This is a genomic window from Pyrobaculum ferrireducens (assembly GCF_000234805.1).
GTDB lineage: Archaea > Thermoproteota > Thermoprotei > Thermoproteales > Thermoproteaceae > Pyrobaculum > Pyrobaculum ferrireducens.
The window spans coordinates 1,768,892-1,785,962 of sequence record NC_016645.1; the positions used below are offsets into that span (position 1 = coordinate 1,768,892).

Consider the following 17,071-nt stretch of genomic DNA (forward strand, 5'->3'; position numbering starts at 1 on the left):
TATCTTTATCTCCCCGCCGGGCGGGCTATGTAGATGTTGTGGCTATCCTCAATAACTTTTACACGCATCCGCCGCCCCACCATATCCTCAGACGCCCCGCTTCCTAACACCAGCGTCATCACTCTATCCCAAATCGCCGTGCCCCGCCTAGACGTCGGCACTGCCAGCAATTCGCCTTTGAAAATCCCCCTACCCACCACTTCCACAGTTACGTAATCCCCCACCCTGTAGGGCTTTGGCAACTCCGGCGCCTTGTGTATTCTGTACTCCCCCGGCTTCGGTATCAGGGCGACGCCCAGCTCCCGCTCCATCTCCCTCAGCCTCTTCCAGAACTCCCCCCAGGACATGGGCCTCGTCTTTACACGCCTCCCCCTTTTGTGGGGAATGTACTTCTGTATCAAGACGGGGGTGCCTCCCCTCCCCACGCCGTGCTCCACCGCCCACTTCACGATTCTGGGCATCTCCGCGTCGTTCAGACCCGGCACCCAGACGGGGCTTATCACCACGTTTATCCCAGCCTCCAGCGCCGTCTTTACGCGGCTGAACACAAGCTCCACGTCGTACCAGTCGGCGCCGGCCAGCTTTTTCGCCAGTTGTGGATCCATGGCGTCGATACTTACGTTAAATCTGTCGAGGCCGGCCGCCGCGAGTTCCCTAATCCTCTCCACGTCCAGCATATATAGGCGGGTCTGCATGGAAACCACGGCGACGCCGGGTATAGCCTTCGCCCCTCTTACCAGCTCGGCGAGATCCTTGAAGAGACCAGGATCCCCCATACCGTCGATGTGGACCTCCAAATCGCCGGTGTTCTTGAACCTAACCACCTCCTCCAGCGCCGCCAGCAGAGCCTCGGGCTCCACAACGTACTCAGCCCACCTAGCCCTAGACAGAGGCCCCGCGTTCACTGAGCAAAACACGCAGTTCAAGGAGCAGAGGCTCGTAGGCCTCACCTCGACGACGTTGGTCCCCCTATCCACTATGCCGAAAGCCAGAGTACCCACCAGGGGGGTCCCGGCCCCGATTACGTAAACAGGCCTGTCTCTCACCTAGGCGCCTCGCCGAGGCCGTGGATTGGGAATCTCCTGAAGGAAAGCGGCTGTTTTGTCTGGTTGGAGTAGGCCACTAGCTGATCCACGGTGGCTGCTGGCACGTACCAGATGCGCCGCCCGTCTTGGCTCACTCCGTATATAACCGTCTCGCGGCTAGACACCAGCCCCATCTCCCTCAGCTTTTCAATTATGGCGTTGGGATGCGCGCCGCCGTCCACCTCAAGCTCGACAACGCCGCCGCGGTCTAGATCTAGCAACCTCACCCTCGTCATCGGTCCGCTTCGGGCGGGAAGTATCCAAACGACATGTAGACCGCCGGCATATCCGCAAGCCGCTGGCCCTTCATAGCCTCCACCATCCCCCAGGAGGTTGCGCCAGCTGGGCGTGACAACCCTCATCCTGTACACCCTCTGTAGGCCCGTGGTCCACAGGTGGGTCATGGATAGGCCCCTGGTGGCCTCGGCCATGCCCATCCACTCCCCCGGCTCCGGGTAGAGGTAGGTGTAGACGCCTAAAACCCCGGATATCCCCTCCCTCCTGTACTCGGGGTTTTTAAACAGGAGGGCGTTGTCTATCACGTCGCCGCCGGGTAGCTCCCTCAGCGCCTTCCTCACCAGCGCAATCGAGACCTGTATCTCCCCCCACCTCACCACAGTCCTAGCCCACGCGTCGCCCCCCTTCTCAACCACCGGCTCGACGCCGAACTCTCTATAGGCGTCGTAGGGATATGCCTTCCTCACGTCGAAGTCCACCCCCGAGGCGCGGGCGAAGGGCCCCACCACGCCGAGCTCAGTCACCCTCTTGGCGTCCAGCACACCCACATTCTCGAGCCTAGCCCTGGTCACGGGGTTGTCTAGAAACAGCGTTTTAAAGTCTTTAAGCTTCTCCTCGACCTTCCGCAACAGCCTCTCCACCGCCTCCACATGCTCCGGCTTGAAGTCCCTCCTGACACCCCCCGGCACTAGATACGCCGTAGTAGTCCTAGCCCCCGTTATCTTGGCGAACACCTCGGCGAAGAGGTCTTGCAGAGCGAAACCCCACATAAACGCCGTGGAGTGGCCGAGGAAAATGCCCAAGAGCGAGAGATCGTAGAGGTGGGTCCTGATCCTGGTCAGCTCGGCCATTATCAGCCTGAGGTACTGGGCCCTGGGAGGCGGCTCGAGGGCGAGGCCCTTCTCCAGCGCCAGCACAGTGGGGTATATAATATTCGCGCTGTCCATAATCGACGCCTTCTCCACCAGCGGAACCAGCATCCAGTACGGCCTGTTCTCCCCCAGCTTCTCTATACCCCTGTGCACAAAGCCGGGATCCGGCACCACGTCCACGATGACGTCTCCGTCCACCACGACGAACAGCCTCATGTGGCCGGAGCCCGGGTGCTGAGGCCCCACCACGAGGGTGAGGCCGCGGCGCCCGTTCACTAGAGCCTCCTCCTTCTCCAAGTAGTAGGTGGTGCCGAAGTTCAGGTTGAACGGCCACTCATCTAGCATGGCCAATCTCCTCCTGGAGCTCCTTCACCACCTTCAAGAGGGCCTCCGGGGTTGGGGGACAGCCAGACACATAGCCGTGGACGGGGACGACCTTGGAGGCGGGGACCATATGGTAGCTCCCGTAGAAGACGCCGCCTTTAATCGCGCAGGCCCCCATCGCGATGACGTACTTAGGCTCTGGCATCTGATCCCAGACGTACTTCAGAAACTTCGCCATTTTCATGGTTATGGTGCCCTCGATCACGATTATGTTGCTCTGCCTGAGGCTACCCATCGGCAACATTCCGAAGCGCTCCGCGTCGTAGGCAGAGCCAAAGGCGTGGCCGAACTCCACGCCGCAACACGCAGTGACGAGGTGAGGCGGCCACAGCGACCACTTCACGCCCCATTTCCCAACCCTGTCTATGATTTTTGACAACGGCTTCATAAGTATAAATTTATTCTTCCCATATAAGTCTTTTTATCACTTTTTATCATTGTAAATTTGACCATGAGTAAATATGGATATTGCATTTAGCTAACTCCATCTCCTCACATCTGCCAGCGTCTTTATGTGACTAGCAACGAACGCAGCCACTAATACAAGCGCCACTGCGAGGTACACCGCGAACTCCAGCGCGGCGGGTTTAGATAGATAGGCGACGATCATGAGGCCCACGAGTGCCTCCACCGCCGTCACGAGGTATATGTACCCGATGTACTGCATCAGCAGGCGCCTCTTCGCCTCGCCGAACGGCGGCCCACCTGCCTCAAAGCGTCTATACTTGACGTCAGACGGCTTCTTCGGCGCGAGTACGTAGCCAATCGCCACTAGTAGCACTAAGGCCCCCAGCAGGGCTAGTAGAAATATTAGGAAGGCCATACCGCCCTCAGCAGAGCCGACAGAGCTACGGCGCCTAGGGAAATGGCTAACAGCTTGGTCCACCCAATTCTCAGCGCTTGGTCAATCCTGTACCTTGGGTATATAGCTCTGACCAATATCAGAGGCAGTACGAAGATTGCAAGTTTCAGAGCCGTAACGGTAGCACCTGTGATAGTGTCGGCGGCGGGTAGCCAGCCGCCTAGGAAGAGGGCGACGCCGAGTAGTGAAGTTGCGTACATCTTTACATATGTGCCGCCGAACGAGAGGATGAACAGCGTCGAGCCGTACTCTGTGTAGGGCCCCAGCACCACCTCCGGCTCGGCCTCCGGTATCTCAAATGGGAACCTGGTGGTGGACATCATGAGCGATATGTAGAACGCTATGAAGGCCAGCGGGTTGAGGATGATGCCCCACAGCCAGCTCTGCGCCTCGACAACTCCGAAGGGATCTGCGGTGTTGTACAGGATCACCATTGCCAGCACCGAGAGGAGTAGCGGCACCTCGTACGCCGCGGTTAGCAAAATCTCTCTCACAGCCCCGATGTATGTCCACTTATCCGCCTCCGTCCACGCCATGGCCACCAGAAACACAGCCACCAGTAGCCACACGACGACGGCCAGCACAACGCCGTATTGGCTGTATAGAATCACCAGCCCGGGCGCCGCCGCGATGAAGACCACGGGGAGCGCCTCCGCGGCGAATAGAAGCACCGGCGTAGCCGCGAATAGAAACCGGTTGGTATGCCTGGGGATTACGAGCTCTGAGAACAACAGCTTCACCAAATCCGCTATTGGCTGGAGGAAGCCGCCGATCTGCTTGGAGACGTACAGAGGGCCGTATCTCCACTGCACCTTGGCCACAAGCTTCCTCTCCCCCCATATAGCCACTACTAAAAACCCGAAAAGCGCCAGTATTCCGGGAAACACCAAGGCGGCTATTAAGTCGGGGGTGAGGGGTATCGGAAACGCCATGGCTACACCAGCGCCGCGGTCCCCCTCTCGGCCTTGACGGCCTCCGGCGTCATCTCCCTGGGCCTTCTGTAGGTATCAAGACTTCTCCAGGTAATCTCGACGTGGGCGGTGTGTTGCAGAGAGCCTGTGGGGCAGGCGTCTACGCAGTAGCCGCAGAGGATGCACCTACCCCAGTCAATGCCCGGGTAGCGCTTCCCGTCTTCCTCTAGGTGGAATTTAATCGCCTTTGCTGGGCAGACAGCCTCGCAGAGCTGGCACGAGATACATTTAGACTTGTCGTTTACTATAAACCCCCTTACCCTCTCCCCGTAGTCCCGCCTCTCCTCCGGCCATCTGACGGTCCACCGCTTCTCAAAGAGGTTTTTTACAGCAACTGCGAAGAGCTTTAGGTGTATGCTCATCTCGCGCCGCGGGGCGTTATACAGGGCAGGCTCGGATCGACGGGTCCAATTACCTCTTTGCCCATTATCCTGTTTATCTCCTCGACGTCTCTATCTATCACCGCCTGTATTGCCTCCACCTCCTCAGGCTTTAGATGCTTGAAGCGGCCTTGTAGCTCCAGGAAGCACTTAACCGGCTTCCTCCTGGGCACTGGCAACGTCACTCTGAACTCTCCGTGGTCGATTTCGTAGTTGACCCAGTAGCCGGTCTCCGTGGCCAGCTCTAATACACGGATGGCGTACTTAGGCTCGAAGCGCCACCCCGGCGTGCAGGACTGCAGTATGTGGAGGAAGGCCGGGCCCTCGGCCTCGGCCGCCTTCTTAAATTTGTAAACCATGTCGTGGACGTACGCGGGGTTTGCTGTCGCGACGTATGGAATGCCGTGGGCCGCGGCTATGGCGGCCATCGGCTTCTTGTGAGTCACGTTACCCGGCACCTTCCTCCCCGCTGGCGCCGTGGTTGTGGAGGCGCCAAGCGGCGTGGTGCCGCTACGCTGAATCCCAGTGTTCATATACCCCTCGTTGTCGTACATGACGTAGATCACTTTGTGGCCCCGCTCAAGCAGCCCGCTCAAAGCCTGGAAGCCGATGTCAGCCGTGCCGCCGTCTCCAGCGAAAACCACTACGTTAATCTTCCGGTTTGGGTCTATTACGCCGCGTCTCTTTAACACCTTGATGGCCGCCTCTATGCCGGAGGCCACCGACCCGCCGTTTCCAAACGCCACATGTATCCACGGCACAGCCCAGTTTGTCCTCGGATAAACCACGGTGGAGACCTCGGCGCAACCAGTCGGGTTCACGACGACCGTGTCGGGGCCGAGGACCTTGAGCATGTGTCTAGCTATGACGCCTATTGTACAGCTGGCGCACAGGCCGTGGCCTGGGAGGAACAGCTCCTCCTGTGGGAGTTCGAAGTTTGCGTATTCGTACAGCCCCGGGTACTCCTCAGCCACCTTCATCCCCGGGAGCAACAACTGCGGCCGTCTGATGTATATCTTCTCCTTTATCTCCTTGAAGCGGCCTTTCTCACTCATACCCCCTCAAGCCCACCGTGTACGGCGTGTTGGGCACCCACAGCCCTCTGTGGATTTTAACAACGGCGTCGTATATCATGTCGGAGTCTATTGCCCTCATGCCGATGGTGGCTAACACGTTGTACACCGGCTTCTGTATCGTCGCCGCTATCTCCACGGCCATGGGCCCGTACAGCGGCCCGCCGTGGTTAATCGCTCGGTCAATCACGGCGACCTTGTCCACGTGCTCCAGCAACTTCTTAAACATGTCACCGGGCCACGGACGTATCACCCTAAGCCTCAAAGCCCCCGCCCTGACGCCCTCGCGCCTCAGCCTATCCACAACCTTCTTCACCAGGCCGAAGATTGAGCCGTAGGCTACGATTGCCAGCTCCGCGTCCTCCAGCCTGTACGGCGTGAGGAGGCCGTAGCTACGCCCGAACACCTTTCCGTACTCCTCATCCGCCTCTTGAATAACCTTCAGCGAGGCGCGGAGAGCCTCAACCGCCTGCCACCTAATCTCCCAGTACCACTCCGGCGTGCCCACCGCGCCGAGCTGAGCCGGGTTGTCGACGTCCAGCTTCACCCAGCTCCTCGTAATGGGGGCGTAGCGCATCACCTCCTCCTCGTCCTCAGGTACGTCTAGTGGTTGTAGCACGTGGCTTGTCCAGAAGCCGTCGTAGGCCACGACGGCTGGGAGGTGGACTCTGGAGTCCTCGGCGACGCGGTACGCTTGTATCACGGTGTCGAAGGCCTCCTGGGCGTTCTGTGCGATGTATATTATCCATCCCAGCTCTCTCATCGACATTACGTCGCTGTAGTCTCCCCACACGTTTATTGGGGCTGAGTACGTCCTCACCGCCATGCCCATTACTATGGGTAGCCTCATGCCCACTGCTATTGGCAAGTTTTCGTACATATGGCCCAGGCCTTGGGAGGAAGTCTCCGTAAAGGTCCTTGCTCCCATGGCTGAGGCTCCGATCACCGCCGACATGGCAGAGTGTTCGCTCTCCACAGGTATAAACTCGGCGTCTAGCTCGCCGTTGTTTACATACTCAGCGAGCTTCTCCACCACAGGGGTCTGCGGCGTGATGGGATAGGCAGCTATCACCTCGGCCCGGGCCATCTTGACCGCCAGCGCCACGGCGTGGTTGCCCGTAAGGGCGATGCGCTTCTGCGCAACTTTCCGCTCTTTTGGAGCTACAATCTGCGCCGTCATAACTCCCTCACCATCTGGATTGCTCCTGTCGGACACACCTCGGCGCAGACGCCGCAACCCTTACAGTACTGGTAGTCGAAATCGATTGCCTTCATTCTGAACTTCCTCCCACGGGGCCCCTCCGCCTCTCTCCACGCCTCTATTATGGCGTCGTCTGGGCAGTAGAGCCAGCACTTCCTGCACATTATACACTTCGAGTGGTCGATCACCGGCTTATCGATACGCCACCCTCCTGTGGTGTAGAACAGGCTTGTACCTGGGAAGACGGCACCCGCCTTATTCACCTCCCTCCACCCCACTATCTCGTACGGTCCTGTAAGGAACGCCGAGGTGGTTGAGATTATCCCCTTGGGCTTAGCCGAGGCGTCTACTCTAGCCGGCGGGATAACCACGGCTTTTTCATAAGCCTCCTTGGTGGCGGCGAAGTTCTGCTCCACCGCCTTGCCCAGTTGCGTCTCGAAGGCTTGTTTTATGGACTCCAGCGTGGGGAATCCCATGACTTTTGAAAAGGCTCCTGCAAGAGGTCCGTTTGGAACATCGAGCTTCACGTGGCGCCTAGCTATGTCTATTGCGTCTAACACGACTAGATACACGTCATCCCTCCCCACAAGCTTCTTAGCCTCCTCCGGGCTTTTACCAGTATTAATTATTACGTACCCACCTGGCTTGACTGCGTCGATGGCAAATCTCATGCTGTCGATTAGCTTGTCGTCGAAAACCACCACCACGTCGGGGGTTTTCACCGGCTCCTGGTCCTCGATAGGTTCTTTGCTAATTGTTAGAAAGGCTTTCACGGGCGCCCCCCTCCGCTCGGCCCCGAATTCGGGGTTGGCTATTGCGTGAAACCCGTCGATAATAGAGGCGTTAGCCACTATGTATGTTGCCGTGACGATGCCCTGGCCTCCCCGCCCCAGCCAGACGGTTTCTACTCGCATATAGCTATATTCGAAGATGACTTAAAAATTTAACTACGTGGCTTTCAATCATGGGAAAAGATACTTTTTATGAAACTCAAATTTTTTATAATGATAAAATCCAAGAAATCCACGCGAAGGGCACGAGGCCCAGCGCCAGGATCACCACGGCGGCGTGTAGAAAGCCGAGGACTCCCCCGGGGAGTGTGTGGAAGACTCTTATGTAGTAGGGTACAGACATGACGATATTCGCCAAGACGAAGAGACCCGCGGCCGTCCCCAGGACGTGGGTAGCCGCTAGGAGAAGGTAGAGCTTAGGCCAGAAGCCCAGCACCGGCGGAATCCCTATCTGGTTCATGACTAGGAGGAGGGCTTCCCACCTGGAGCCCCCGCCGTCTAGCTGGCGGAATAGCGCCATCTTCCCCACGGCGTCTGCGAACACCAGCGCAAGAGCCAGGCCCGGGGAGAGGACATATGCAAACAGGGCGAAGCCGCTGTGGGCCACGGTGGAGTACGCCAAGACTCTTCTAAGGTCGTGGCTGGTCAAGGCGCCGAGGTTGCCGATGAGCATGGAGAGGGCCCCCACGGCGAGAGACACTGCCTGCGGCACGGCGGGCTTTAGATACACCAGGGCGGCCGCCGCCGCTATCTTGGGCAGACTCGCCAGCAGAGCCAGCCCCGCGGGCGACGAACGGCCGTAGACGTCGACGACCCACATGTACATAGGCACCGCCCCCAGCTCCGTGGCTATCGCCAGAAACAGCAACATATTTCCGACGTCTCCCCACGTCCCGCGGAGGGCGAGGCCTGATATAAGCATCGACGTGGAGATGGCGGAGATTAGCAGATACCTAAACAAGCCGCCGAGGGACCCCTCGTCGTCGAGCACCGGCAACAGCGTGGCGGGGGCCGCGGCGGCCATGACAAAGCCCAGCGCCGCAATGTGAGGCGCCTCCTGCCCCGCGGCGATGAGGTAGATGCCGGTGTAGGAAACAGCGGAGGCGAAGCCGGCGTAAGGCGCCAGCTTCCCCCTGTCTAGGACGAAAACCGCGAGGATATATGGAATGGCTAAAAGCGTGAGAAGTATGTTGGTTTTCGCAGTCCAAATAGCCAGCGCGGCTATGTACGCCGCGTCTAGCAGAGAGGCTCTTGGTATATACAGCCTGGCGATGATGTACGCGGGCAGTATATAAATCAGCGGGTCCATAGCCACGTCAATACGACTATTAGGGCCCCCACGCCGACCCCGGTGACGTATAGATAAAACTCAAAATTCCGCCTTGCGATCTGGAGCGACGCCGTTTTGACAGCCGTTGGGAGAAGTCCGTGCAACGCCAAGTCGATAGATTTGTCAAGCGTGGCGACGGTAGAGGCGAGGCTTCCCCACACGCTTGGGAGGCTCATCAACCTTCTATCTATGTAGCCGTCGAACTTAGCGGCAACTCTTGTCAACGCTGTTAGTAGCCTAGGAGCAAACAGATCGTAGGCGAGGGGTAGCCAAAACCTTCTATACAGCGGCGTGTACTCAGAGGTCTTCGCAAGGAGGAGGCCCGCCAGGGCCAGCGCCCAGAAGAAGTTCGGCATCTTAGCCACAGCGAAGGCGGCGAGGCTGAGTGCCAGATACGGTAGCGCGGCGCCCCAGCCCCCCGCGGCGGTGCCGCTCTTAGCCAGCAACTTCCCCACGTAGCCGGCGGTGAGGGCCGAGAAGATCAACAGCCACGGATCGGCGTGCGCCTTCGCCTCGGCGCCCAGCGGCGTCAAGCCGAGCAACGTCAGTAGAGAAAGGGCCATGGCCACCTTAGCCGGAAGGGGGTAGGCCGCTGGCGTCCTGCTGTGGGATATGTGAATGCCGTGTCCAACGGCCATGAACAGAGTCGCCTTGGCCACGCCGTGGGCATATATGAGGGCCACGGCCTCCTCCGGCTTCGTCAAGGCGAAGGCCGTGATGAGGCCCAAGTACGACGCCGTCGAGGCGGCTAGCAAAACCTTGGGCTCTCTCTGTCCCAGCGCCACGAGCCCGCCGTAGAGGGCCGTGGCGATCCCCACAGCAAAGGCCACGTGGCCAGCCCACTGGGGCATTAACGCGCCTAGCTTCAGCAGTAGGATGGGGCCGGCCTTGACCATGGTGGAGCTGTGTAACAACGCGCTGACCGGGGTGGGCGCCGACATAGCCGTCATAAGCCAGTCGGTAAAGGGTAGCTGAGCCGCCTTGGCAAACGCGGCAACCAGCACGAGGGCGGCCACCACGTCGGGGAGGGCGTGCCAATGGCTTATGTAGGGCGACTGAGCCGCGGCCAAGCCGAGCCCGGCTACCAGAGAGGCAGTGCCCACCTCAACCGTCAAGATAGCCCTCATGGCGGAGGCCGAGGGAGTCCACAGCCACCTCAGCCCGCCGGCCACATCCCCGCCCCCCACCCAGCCCGCCTCCTCCTCATCTCTGTAGGTGAGGATTAGGGCCCAGCTTGCCAAGTCGAGGCCGCCCCAGCCCAGCATCAGCACAGCCCAGTGATCTGCGGCGACGAAGGTTAGCATCGAGGCGTAGAAAACCCCCATCCACAGCCAGAACCAGCCCCTCCTCTCCACGTCTCTGACATACCACGTGGAGTAGAGGACAATAGACGTATAGACCCCGGAGATGAAGAATATCAACTGCGCTGTTTGCTCCCCCACGCGTAGCAACTGTGTAGCTGGGTGGAGCTCCCCTCTGAAGGCTAGGTACGTCGTGAAGCCTCCGGAGAGAGCGGCGCCTATCCCCCTTCTGGTGAATAAATCCGCAACGGCGGCAATGGCTATTAGCAGTAGCAACAGCTCTAGAGGAACCATAGCAACACCACCGGCATCAATATGTAGGGCAACACCGCAGATGCCAACGTCGATATATACATCTCTCCGTCTACAGACACCTCACCGGCGCCACCTCTGTATATCCTATTCAGTATATAAAAGCTGTACAGCGCCGTTGTGAACAAGGCGGCGATTAGCAACACCACCACCGACAGGCTGTGAGGAGCCCCCAGCGCCACGCCGATTTTGCCAAGGAGATTAATCCCAAACACTCCTGAAAGAGCTACGAAGGTCATCACGGCTATGGCGAATATCTTGAGGTCCCACCTCAGCTCGTCAAATCTCCTTGTATGTAGCCCAACTATGTAGATTCCGCTTAGCATAAAGCCAGCGGCTTTGGCAAATGCGTGGCCGACGAATAACAGGGCGAGCGCGAAGTAGCCGAGTGGGTGTTTCACAGCGGCCGCCGCCACCAGCAGGCCCATGTTGGCTATGGTGGAGTCGGCTAGGGCGCGTTTGATATCCACCTCTCTAAAGACGAGGAAAGAGCCGTAGACGGCCGTCGCTAGGCCGTAGGCGTACAGAGCCTCAAGCGGCCACCCAGCCCCCTCTCTCAGCCGCCAGATCCAATAAGCCATAAGCCCGACGTGCACAGGGCTGAGTAAGGCGGACAGCGGCGTCGGTGCCTCGGCGTGGGCGTAGGGAAGCCAGAAGTGCGCACCTGCGGTTCCCATCTTCACCAGCAGTCCGACGAGCACGAGGAGCGAGGCGAGGCCAAACGCCTTGAATCCCTCAGCCACAAAGTGGCCGGAGAGGGCGACGCCGACGAGGAATAAGATAGATCCGACTTGCGCCCAGATGAAGTAGAGGAGGCCCACCCTCTTCCTGTCGCCGTAGCCGAAGTACCATATGAGGAGGAAGCTGGTGATTATGCTCAGCTCCAGGGCTAGAAACACGAAGACTAGGTTTTCGAATAATATTATCCACACGAAGGAGAGCACGTAGAGCGCGTGGACGCCGTAGTACCACCTAGCCGCCTGTATGTGTTCCAGATATCTGGGGGCGTATAGAGTCACGATGAGGCCCAGGGCTATGGAGGTGGCCACGAAAGGCATCTTGTAGAAATCCAGCGAGACAGCTACGTCGCCTATGTAAGGCATGGAGACGAGGTGCTGGCGGCCTTGCTGAGCCAAGTAGAGGAACATGGCCAGCTGCGCGGCGACGGCCGCCGGCCTGCCGGCTTTTAAAGCTACTATTGACAAGGCGGCGGTCAGTGTGGTGGTTAGTAGGAATAGGTCAGACATAGCCTCTTCTAGCCATTTTGAATAATGTAGCGACGAGGAGCACGGTCTCAAACACGCCGGCGGAGGCGGCTACGGCAAGCATGTTGATGTCACGGGCCACTGCCGTGGCGTATATGGCGCCCAGGGTCATCACCTCAGCTCCGATGATTGCCCTCACCAGAGACCTTGCGGTAGCAATCACGGCCAGGCCACCGGCCATTATTATCAACACGAAATACACCGCCGTCATAGCGTTATCTCAAAAGCCATTTTTAGGGCAAAGATAAGTAGAGCCGATACCAGTGGTATCAAGGCGAAATCCACCGTCTGCCTCAGCGGCGGCTCTGCAACTGTTTGGAAAGTTAAAGCCGAGGCGGCGAGGATGAGGAGACCTCCTGCCGCGGCCCACCTCCACCGCATAGTTGTAGCTGACTCCTCCAGCGTGGAGGCGGCCACGACGACTAGTGTAAGCGCGGCTACTATATAAACCAACGCTGTTAGTATGAATGCAAGTTCTCCAAGGTGTATATATGCGCCAAAGGCCACGGCGACGCCCAGTGCGGATAGAAGGAGCGAGGCGTATATATTATCTCTTGTGAATAGGATTAGTCCAATGAGGAAAGGAAAGAGTAGTGACAACAGATACTCCATGTGGCTATGTCTTTAGCCTCTTTTAAATTTCTCCATATCTTCTCTAATAAAATTTAGATGTGAGCTCTGAGAAATCTTGAATTAAATATAATTTGGGAACATGCGATCTCTTTGATTCGCCATAATTGATACATTTTAAATCTCACTATTTTTACAATTAAATTTGTAAAGAGCCGTAATACTTTAAAATTCAATACACGAACTAATATATGGCGGTGTTTAAAGTTCTGCGAGTAGATCTATCCACGGAGAAAATTAGCGAAGAGGTATACAAGGAGGATATTATTAGAAAGTTTCTGGGGGGTAGGGGCCTGGGGGCATATCTCGCATTGAAGGAGTTACCAAGGGGCATTGACCCATTCTCCCCCTCAAATAAGCTGTACATATTCGCGGGTCCGCTGTCAGGCACCGCGAACTTAGCCACTAGTAGAATCAACGTCGTCGGAAAGAGCCCGCTGACGGGTTCATATACGCATTCCAACGCCGGCGGGAACTTCGCCTACTGGCTGAGGAGGAGCGGGTATGATGGCATAATTGTGGAGGGTAAGGCCGACGAGCCTGTCTACATATTAGTGAAAGATGGCGAAGTCACAATAAGGCCTGCAAAGCATATCTGGGGGAAGTGGACCGGAGCCGCCACAAAGGCGTTGTTAACCGACGCTGGGTTTGAGCCTGATGAGAAGAAGGCAGGCGTAATGACTATTGGACCAGCTGGCGAGGACCTTGTGAGGATCGCCGGTTTGAGGTTCAGCGACTACGAGAGGTTCGCCGGCCGCGGCGGGCTGGGCGCCGTGGCTGGTGCGAAAAAGTTGAAGGGCATAGTGGTATGGGGGACTCACGACCCGATGAAGGAGTTTGTGGATAGGCAGAGGTTTCTAAAGGTGGCCACTGAGTACTCTGTAAAGTTGATGAATGCCGCCACGTCCAAGGCGTTGCATCAGTACGGAACTAATCTGCTTACCAACATAATCAACTCCATTGGGGGGTACCCCACTAGGAATTTCGAGACGGGGTACTTCGAGGAGGCGGAGAAGATAAGCGGCGAGTATATCAAGCAGAACTACGTCAAGGAGGTTCACGGCTGTATGCTGTGTCCAATACAGTGCACTCAGATAACTGTGGTAGCCTCAGGTCCTTACAAGGTGGCTGGGGAGAAGATTAAGTACGAGTACGAATCTACCTGGGCTCTCGGAGCCAACCTCGGGCTCTCTCAGACCGACGCCGTGCTGAAACTAGAGAAGCTAGCTAACGAACTTGGAATGGACTCCATATCTCTGGGGAACACCTTGGGCACGTTCCTAGAGCTTGTGAAGAGGGGTAAGATACAGTATGATATAAGTTGGGGCGACGCCGCTTCCCTCATCGACTTGGTATATAAAATGGCGTATAGGATAGATATAGGTGACGACTTGGCCGAGGGCGACTGGAGGCTGGCTAATAAATACGGCGCACCAGACGCCTTCGTTGGGTCGAGGGGGCAGGGCTTCCCTGCGTATGACCCCAGGGCGCTGAAGGGGTTCGCTATTTCCTACGTGACGGCTAACCGCGGCGGGGACCACCTAGAGGCCTACAGCCCGACGTGGGAGGTGCTGGGGGTGCCCGAGAAGATAGATCCGCTGTGCGAGACGCCGGAGTGCATATCGAAGCAGGTTAGGCTCGTTATATACGCACAACACTTGATGGCTCTCGCCGACTCGGTGACCTATTGCAAGTTCGACACGCTGGACAAGGACGGCATCTTCGAGACTCACATATCTGACTTATTCAACGCGGCTTTTGGCTGGGACACGACGCCGCAGGAAATGTTGACAATAGGCGAGCGCATTTTCAACGTCGAGAGGCTGTTCCACGTGAAGGAGGGCAAGTGGGTGAAGGACGAGTTGCCTCCCAAGATGAGAGAGCCTATAAAGACCGGCCCCGCCCAGGGCCACACGGCGTCTAAGATGTTTGACGAGGGGATTAAGGAGTTCTACAAGCTCAGGGGGTGGGTCGACGGGAAGCCAACTTACGAGACTTTGAAGAGGCTTGGCCTAGAGGAGTTCCAGTACCTGTTGTAACAGTTTTTTCTCTTCCCATATCTTTTTTAATTGTAGGTGTGCTCGGGGTGTGTTTGCCGTATATTACAGACCTGATTTGAGGAGTCTTGCGGAGGATTTTAAGCAGAGGTACGGCGCGGCTGATTTGGGGTGTGGATCTAGGTTTACGCATTTGTTTATATTCGGCGGAGATGGGACTCTGCTTGAGGCTATTAGGAAATATCCCTGTGCACTTGACTTGGTTGTGGTGCATCTGGGGTTGGGCAAGGTGAATTTTTACAGAAGTGCCGAGATAACACTGCCCCCCGACGACGCTGTGGAGAGAATTTCGAGGGGTGAATATAGGGTTTTGGAGCTGGCTACTCTTGAGGTGGGGGGCTGTGTTGCCCTTAATGAAGTGGCTATTTATAGAGGGGAGCCAGGTCGGCTTCTGAGTTTTAGGGTGAGGAGCGACGAGGGGGAGGTGGTGGGTAGGGCTGACGGGGTTATTGTATCTACGCCTCATGGGACCTCTGGCTACGTAGTGTCTACCTTCGGCCCTGTGGTGGACTACCGCGCTGACGTCATCGTCGTGTCGTTTGTGGCCCCCTACACGCTGTATCTGAGGCCGATGGTCTTGGCTACTGACAGGATCGTGGTGGAGACCGCTGAGGAAAGCGTGCTGGTTTGCGACGGGAGGGAGGCTCGTGTTGGGCGGGTTTTCGAGGTGGCGAGGGGTCGGAGGAGGCTTAGGCTCGCGGTTTTCGGCGACTTCCAGTTTCTCAACAGAGTGGCGGAGCGGCTGAGGAGTTTATGAACTGCTACGTGTTGGACGCGTCAGCATTTATACACGGCAGAGACGCCAGGCTGTTCGCCGGGGTGCTCTACACCACGAGAGAGGTCGCCGAGGAGTTGAAAGACCCCAGGGCCCAGGCCGCGCTAGAAGTTATGAGGGTTGAGGTGGTGGAGATCGACGAGGGGAAATTGAGGGAACTTCTCCGCAGGTTTAGGGAGCTATCACTTGCAGATGCCTCGGTTTTACTTCTCGCCTTGGAGAGGGGGTGTGTCTTGGTGACAGACGACGGGAGACTGGCGGCGGTTGCCAGGAGGCTGGGAGTGAGAGTTCAGGGTGTTTTCTACAGATAGTGCAATATGTAGGAGCCCGCCGCCGCCGCTAGGGGGATTGTCAGGTTGTCCTCTGGGCTCGCGGCGTCTGCGGCTATAACTAGTGCTGTAATAACGGCGGAGGCTGGCGGGGAGTAGCCCAGCGACATGAGCACGGCGGTGTTGAGCAACGCCCCTACAGCCGTGCCCCAAGCGGTGAGTTTGCCTAGAAATTTCTTGCCTCCGAGAGCTGAGCCCGCCACGGCGCTCGCGGCGTCGTACACCGCCATGCTTATGAGAGCGGCGAGCAGGTGCTGTTTTCCAAATAGGACCAGCGCCGTGAGGAAGCCCACGGCGCCCATTAATATGCCTAGGTATCCATGCCGCTTCTCGTAGTCCCTCTCAGCCAAAAGCACCAGCTCCTCAAACTGCCTCACCGCCTTTAGGTACTGATCTCTTAGCTTCGGCTTGTCTAGAGGCAGGAGCTGTTCAAGTCTTCCAAAGGCGTCTTCGAGAGCCTTGAAGAAGCTCTGTCTCCACTCCTCCCACACAATTGGCTGTCTCACCTGTATAGAGTAGAGCAGGCTCCCGACGAATGTCAACGCAGCTATGTAGAGTTCTGGCGGTATATCGGTTATAAACGGCACAGCCATCAACCCCACGAAGCCTATGTGGAATATCTTCCTCGCGACTAGGTTACGTAAATCCTCTAGGCGACTCACGGACCACTTCACATCTCGGTTTATAAACTGTGGTGAGGGCTGGACGCCATCCTACCCCCGGCGCTTTGGATAGTGAAGTTGCGGCTAGATCGTGGAGCAGACGCCGACGATAATCCTCAGCGGCACTCCACGTTTCAACTCGGCCACGAGTTCCCTATCTAGATCCGAGGCCGCCTTATTGGCGTGGATTGCCACCGTCGAGTCGTCTACGTATCCGCTTTTCCTCACAACTATCCGCCATTTTGATGTAGGCGTTGCTATAGGCGTCTCGCCGATTACGTAATCCCAGCGGTTGCCGGTGTCTAGTATTAACACGACCACGCCGCCCCGCGCCAAGGCGCCCAGCACATCCCCCGCTAGTTCGCCAGCCGCCTTTTCTGAGCAACAAGCTACTATGCAGTTGCCCCTCTTAGTTAGATACGGGTCTTTTGTTATTTCTAGCGACTTCTGGTTTCTGGCAGTTACATTGGGGTGCCCCCTGGCCGTGAAGACGTCACGCGGCGCCTCGCCGCGCGCCACCCTCTCGACACATTCCTCCACAGGCATACCTTAGG

Annotated in this window: 19 protein-coding genes; 3 read left to right on the top strand and 16 right to left on the bottom strand. The window is 57.5% G+C overall.

Annotation, left to right across the window (positions count from 1 at the left end; genetic code table 11):
• Positions 1-5: 5 nt before the first annotated feature.
• The 14 genes from P186_RS09900 to P186_RS09970 form a co-directional block, all read right to left on the bottom strand.
• On the bottom strand, positions 6-1,046 hold the full coding sequence (locus P186_RS09900; RefSeq protein ID WP_014289343.1) for a radical SAM protein: 1,041 nt from the start codon (positions 1,044-1,046) through the stop codon (positions 6-8).
• Positions 1,043-2,539, bottom strand: coding sequence for an NADH-quinone oxidoreductase subunit D-related protein (locus tag P186_RS09910; protein ID WP_014289344.1), 1,497 nt, complete (start codon positions 2,537-2,539; stop codon positions 1,043-1,045). The genes P186_RS09900 and P186_RS09910 overlap by 4 nt, the downstream gene beginning before the upstream one ends.
• The gene (locus P186_RS09915) at positions 2,529-2,966 is read right to left on the bottom strand and encodes an NADH-quinone oxidoreductase subunit B (RefSeq protein WP_014289345.1); all 438 of its coding nucleotides are present in this window, start codon (positions 2,964-2,966) and stop codon (positions 2,529-2,531) included. The genes P186_RS09910 and P186_RS09915 overlap by 11 nt, the downstream gene beginning before the upstream one ends.
• A 90-nt stretch (positions 2,967-3,056) precedes the next feature.
• Positions 3,057-3,401 (bottom strand): NADH-quinone oxidoreductase subunit A, encoded by a 345-nt coding sequence (gene ndhC / locus P186_RS09920; RefSeq protein ID WP_014289346.1) that lies wholly within the window; start codon positions 3,399-3,401, stop codon positions 3,057-3,059.
• Positions 3,389-4,372 carry an NADH-quinone oxidoreductase subunit NuoH gene (gene nuoH, locus P186_RS09925; RefSeq protein WP_014289347.1) on the bottom strand — a complete coding sequence of 328 codons (984 nt, stop codon included), beginning with the start codon at positions 4,370-4,372 and terminating at the stop codon, positions 3,389-3,391. The genes ndhC and nuoH overlap by 13 nt, the downstream gene beginning before the upstream one ends.
• A 2-nt stretch (positions 4,373-4,374) precedes the next feature.
• The gene (locus P186_RS09930; protein ID WP_014289348.1) at positions 4,375-4,773 is read right to left on the bottom strand and encodes an NADH-quinone oxidoreductase subunit I; all 399 of its coding nucleotides are present in this window, start codon (positions 4,771-4,773) and stop codon (positions 4,375-4,377) included.
• Positions 4,770-5,771: a thiamine pyrophosphate-dependent enzyme gene (locus tag P186_RS09935; protein WP_193384005.1), complete on the bottom strand. Its 1,002-nt coding sequence runs from the start codon at positions 5,769-5,771 to the stop codon at positions 4,770-4,772. Before P186_RS09935 ends, P186_RS09930 begins: the two co-directional genes overlap by 4 nt.
• A gap of 67 nt (positions 5,772-5,838) precedes the next feature.
• Positions 5,839-7,044: a transketolase C-terminal domain-containing protein gene (locus P186_RS09940; RefSeq protein ID WP_014289350.1), complete on the bottom strand. Its 1,206-nt coding sequence runs from the start codon at positions 7,042-7,044 to the stop codon at positions 5,839-5,841.
• The gene (locus P186_RS09945; RefSeq protein ID WP_014289351.1) at positions 7,041-7,979 is read right to left on the bottom strand and encodes a 2-oxoacid:acceptor oxidoreductase family protein; all 939 of its coding nucleotides are present in this window, start codon (positions 7,977-7,979) and stop codon (positions 7,041-7,043) included. Before P186_RS09945 ends, P186_RS09940 begins: the two co-directional genes overlap by 4 nt.
• Positions 7,980-8,064: 85 nt before the next feature.
• Positions 8,065-9,165, bottom strand: coding sequence for a proton-conducting transporter transmembrane domain-containing protein (locus P186_RS09950; RefSeq protein WP_014289352.1), 1,101 nt, complete (start codon positions 9,163-9,165; stop codon positions 8,065-8,067).
• Positions 9,153-10,781 (bottom strand): proton-conducting transporter transmembrane domain-containing protein, encoded by a 1,629-nt coding sequence (locus P186_RS09955; RefSeq protein ID WP_014289353.1) that lies wholly within the window; start codon positions 10,779-10,781, stop codon positions 9,153-9,155. Before P186_RS09955 ends, P186_RS09950 begins: the two co-directional genes overlap by 13 nt.
• The gene (locus P186_RS09960) at positions 10,769-12,046 is read right to left on the bottom strand and encodes a complex I subunit 5 family protein (RefSeq protein ID WP_014289354.1); all 1,278 of its coding nucleotides are present in this window, start codon (positions 12,044-12,046) and stop codon (positions 10,769-10,771) included. The genes P186_RS09955 and P186_RS09960 overlap by 13 nt, the downstream gene beginning before the upstream one ends.
• Entirely contained in the window at positions 12,039-12,275 is a 237-nt protein-coding gene (locus P186_RS09965; protein WP_014289355.1) for a hypothetical protein, read from the bottom strand. The genes P186_RS09960 and P186_RS09965 overlap by 8 nt, the downstream gene beginning before the upstream one ends.
• Entirely contained in the window at positions 12,272-12,676 is a 405-nt protein-coding gene (locus tag P186_RS09970; RefSeq protein ID WP_014289356.1) for a hypothetical protein, read from the bottom strand. Before P186_RS09970 ends, P186_RS09965 begins: the two co-directional genes overlap by 4 nt.
• Positions 12,677-12,885: 209 nt before the next feature.
• Between P186_RS09970 and P186_RS09975 the strand changes: the two genes are divergently transcribed.
• The 3 genes from P186_RS09975 to P186_RS09985 are packed head-to-tail and all read left to right on the top strand — an operon-like array spanning position 12,886 to position 15,837.
• Positions 12,886-14,733, top strand: coding sequence for an aldehyde ferredoxin oxidoreductase family protein (locus P186_RS09975; RefSeq protein WP_014289358.1), 1,848 nt, complete (start codon positions 12,886-12,888; stop codon positions 14,731-14,733).
• A 49-nt stretch (positions 14,734-14,782) separates the two neighbouring features.
• Positions 14,783-15,508 (top strand): NAD(+)/NADH kinase, encoded by a 726-nt coding sequence (locus tag P186_RS09980; RefSeq protein WP_014289359.1) that lies wholly within the window; start codon positions 14,783-14,785, stop codon positions 15,506-15,508.
• Positions 15,505-15,837, top strand: coding sequence for a PIN domain-containing protein (locus tag P186_RS09985; protein WP_014289360.1), 333 nt, complete (start codon positions 15,505-15,507; stop codon positions 15,835-15,837). Before P186_RS09980 ends, P186_RS09985 begins: the two co-directional genes overlap by 4 nt.
• On the opposite strand, the gene P186_RS09990 is transcribed toward P186_RS09985, so the two are convergent.
• Together P186_RS09990 and P186_RS09995 are read right to left on the bottom strand one after the other, a co-directional pair.
• A complete protein-coding gene (locus P186_RS09990; protein ID WP_148682960.1) occupies positions 15,828-16,517 on the bottom strand; it encodes a diacylglycerol/polyprenol kinase family protein in 690 nt (229 codons plus the stop codon). The two genes, P186_RS09985 and P186_RS09990, sit on opposite strands and share 10 nt — an antisense overlap.
• 84 nt (positions 16,518-16,601) lie before the next feature.
• Positions 16,602-17,063, bottom strand: coding sequence for a DUF371 domain-containing protein (locus P186_RS09995; protein WP_014289362.1), 462 nt, complete (start codon positions 17,061-17,063; stop codon positions 16,602-16,604).
• Positions 17,064-17,071 lie beyond the last annotated feature (8 nt).

What these genes read in the sequence shown, in the direction of transcription:
- P186_RS09985 (WP_014289360.1), top strand. Translation starts at nt 15,505, where the DNA reads ATGAACTGCTACGTGTTGGACGCGTCAGCATTTATACACGGCAGAGAC.
- ndhC (WP_014289346.1), bottom strand. Translation starts at nt 3,401, where the DNA reads ATGGCCTTCCTAATATTTCTACTAGCCCTGCTGGGGGCCTTAGTGCTA.
- P186_RS09910 (WP_014289344.1), bottom strand. Translation starts at nt 2,539, where the DNA reads ATGCTAGATGAGTGGCCGTTCAACCTGAACTTCGGCACCACCTACTAC.
- P186_RS09995 (WP_014289362.1), bottom strand. Translation starts at nt 17,063, where the DNA reads ATGCCTGTGGAGGAATGTGTCGAGAGGGTGGCGCGCGGCGAGGCGCCG.
- P186_RS09935 (WP_193384005.1), bottom strand. Translation starts at nt 5,771, where the DNA reads ATGAAGGTGGCTGAGGAGTACCCGGGGCTGTACGAATACGCAAACTTC.
- P186_RS09960 (WP_014289354.1), bottom strand. Translation starts at nt 12,046, where the DNA reads ATGTCTGACCTATTCCTACTAACCACCACACTGACCGCCGCCTTGTCA.
- nuoH (WP_014289347.1), bottom strand. Translation starts at nt 4,372, where the DNA reads ATGGCGTTTCCGATACCCCTCACCCCCGACTTAATAGCCGCCTTGGTG.
- P186_RS09940 (WP_014289350.1), bottom strand. Translation starts at nt 7,044, where the DNA reads ATGACGGCGCAGATTGTAGCTCCAAAAGAGCGGAAAGTTGCGCAGAAG.
- P186_RS09915 (WP_014289345.1), bottom strand. Translation starts at nt 2,966, where the DNA reads ATGAAGCCGTTGTCAAAAATCATAGACAGGGTTGGGAAATGGGGCGTG.
- P186_RS09955 (WP_014289353.1), bottom strand. Translation starts at nt 10,781, where the DNA reads ATGGTTCCTCTAGAGCTGTTGCTACTGCTAATAGCCATTGCCGCCGTT.
- P186_RS09950 (WP_014289352.1), bottom strand. Translation starts at nt 9,165, where the DNA reads ATGGACCCGCTGATTTATATACTGCCCGCGTACATCATCGCCAGGCTG.
- P186_RS09945 (WP_014289351.1), bottom strand. Translation starts at nt 7,979, where the DNA reads ATGCGAGTAGAAACCGTCTGGCTGGGGCGGGGAGGCCAGGGCATCGTC.
- P186_RS09930 (WP_014289348.1), bottom strand. Translation starts at nt 4,773, where the DNA reads ATGAGCATACACCTAAAGCTCTTCGCAGTTGCTGTAAAAAACCTCTTT.
- P186_RS09970 (WP_014289356.1), bottom strand. Translation starts at nt 12,676, where the DNA reads ATGGAGTATCTGTTGTCACTACTCTTTCCTTTCCTCATTGGACTAATC.
- P186_RS09975 (WP_014289358.1), top strand. Translation starts at nt 12,886, where the DNA reads ATGGCGGTGTTTAAAGTTCTGCGAGTAGATCTATCCACGGAGAAAATT.
- P186_RS09965 (WP_014289355.1), bottom strand. Translation starts at nt 12,275, where the DNA reads ATGACGGCGGTGTATTTCGTGTTGATAATAATGGCCGGTGGCCTGGCC.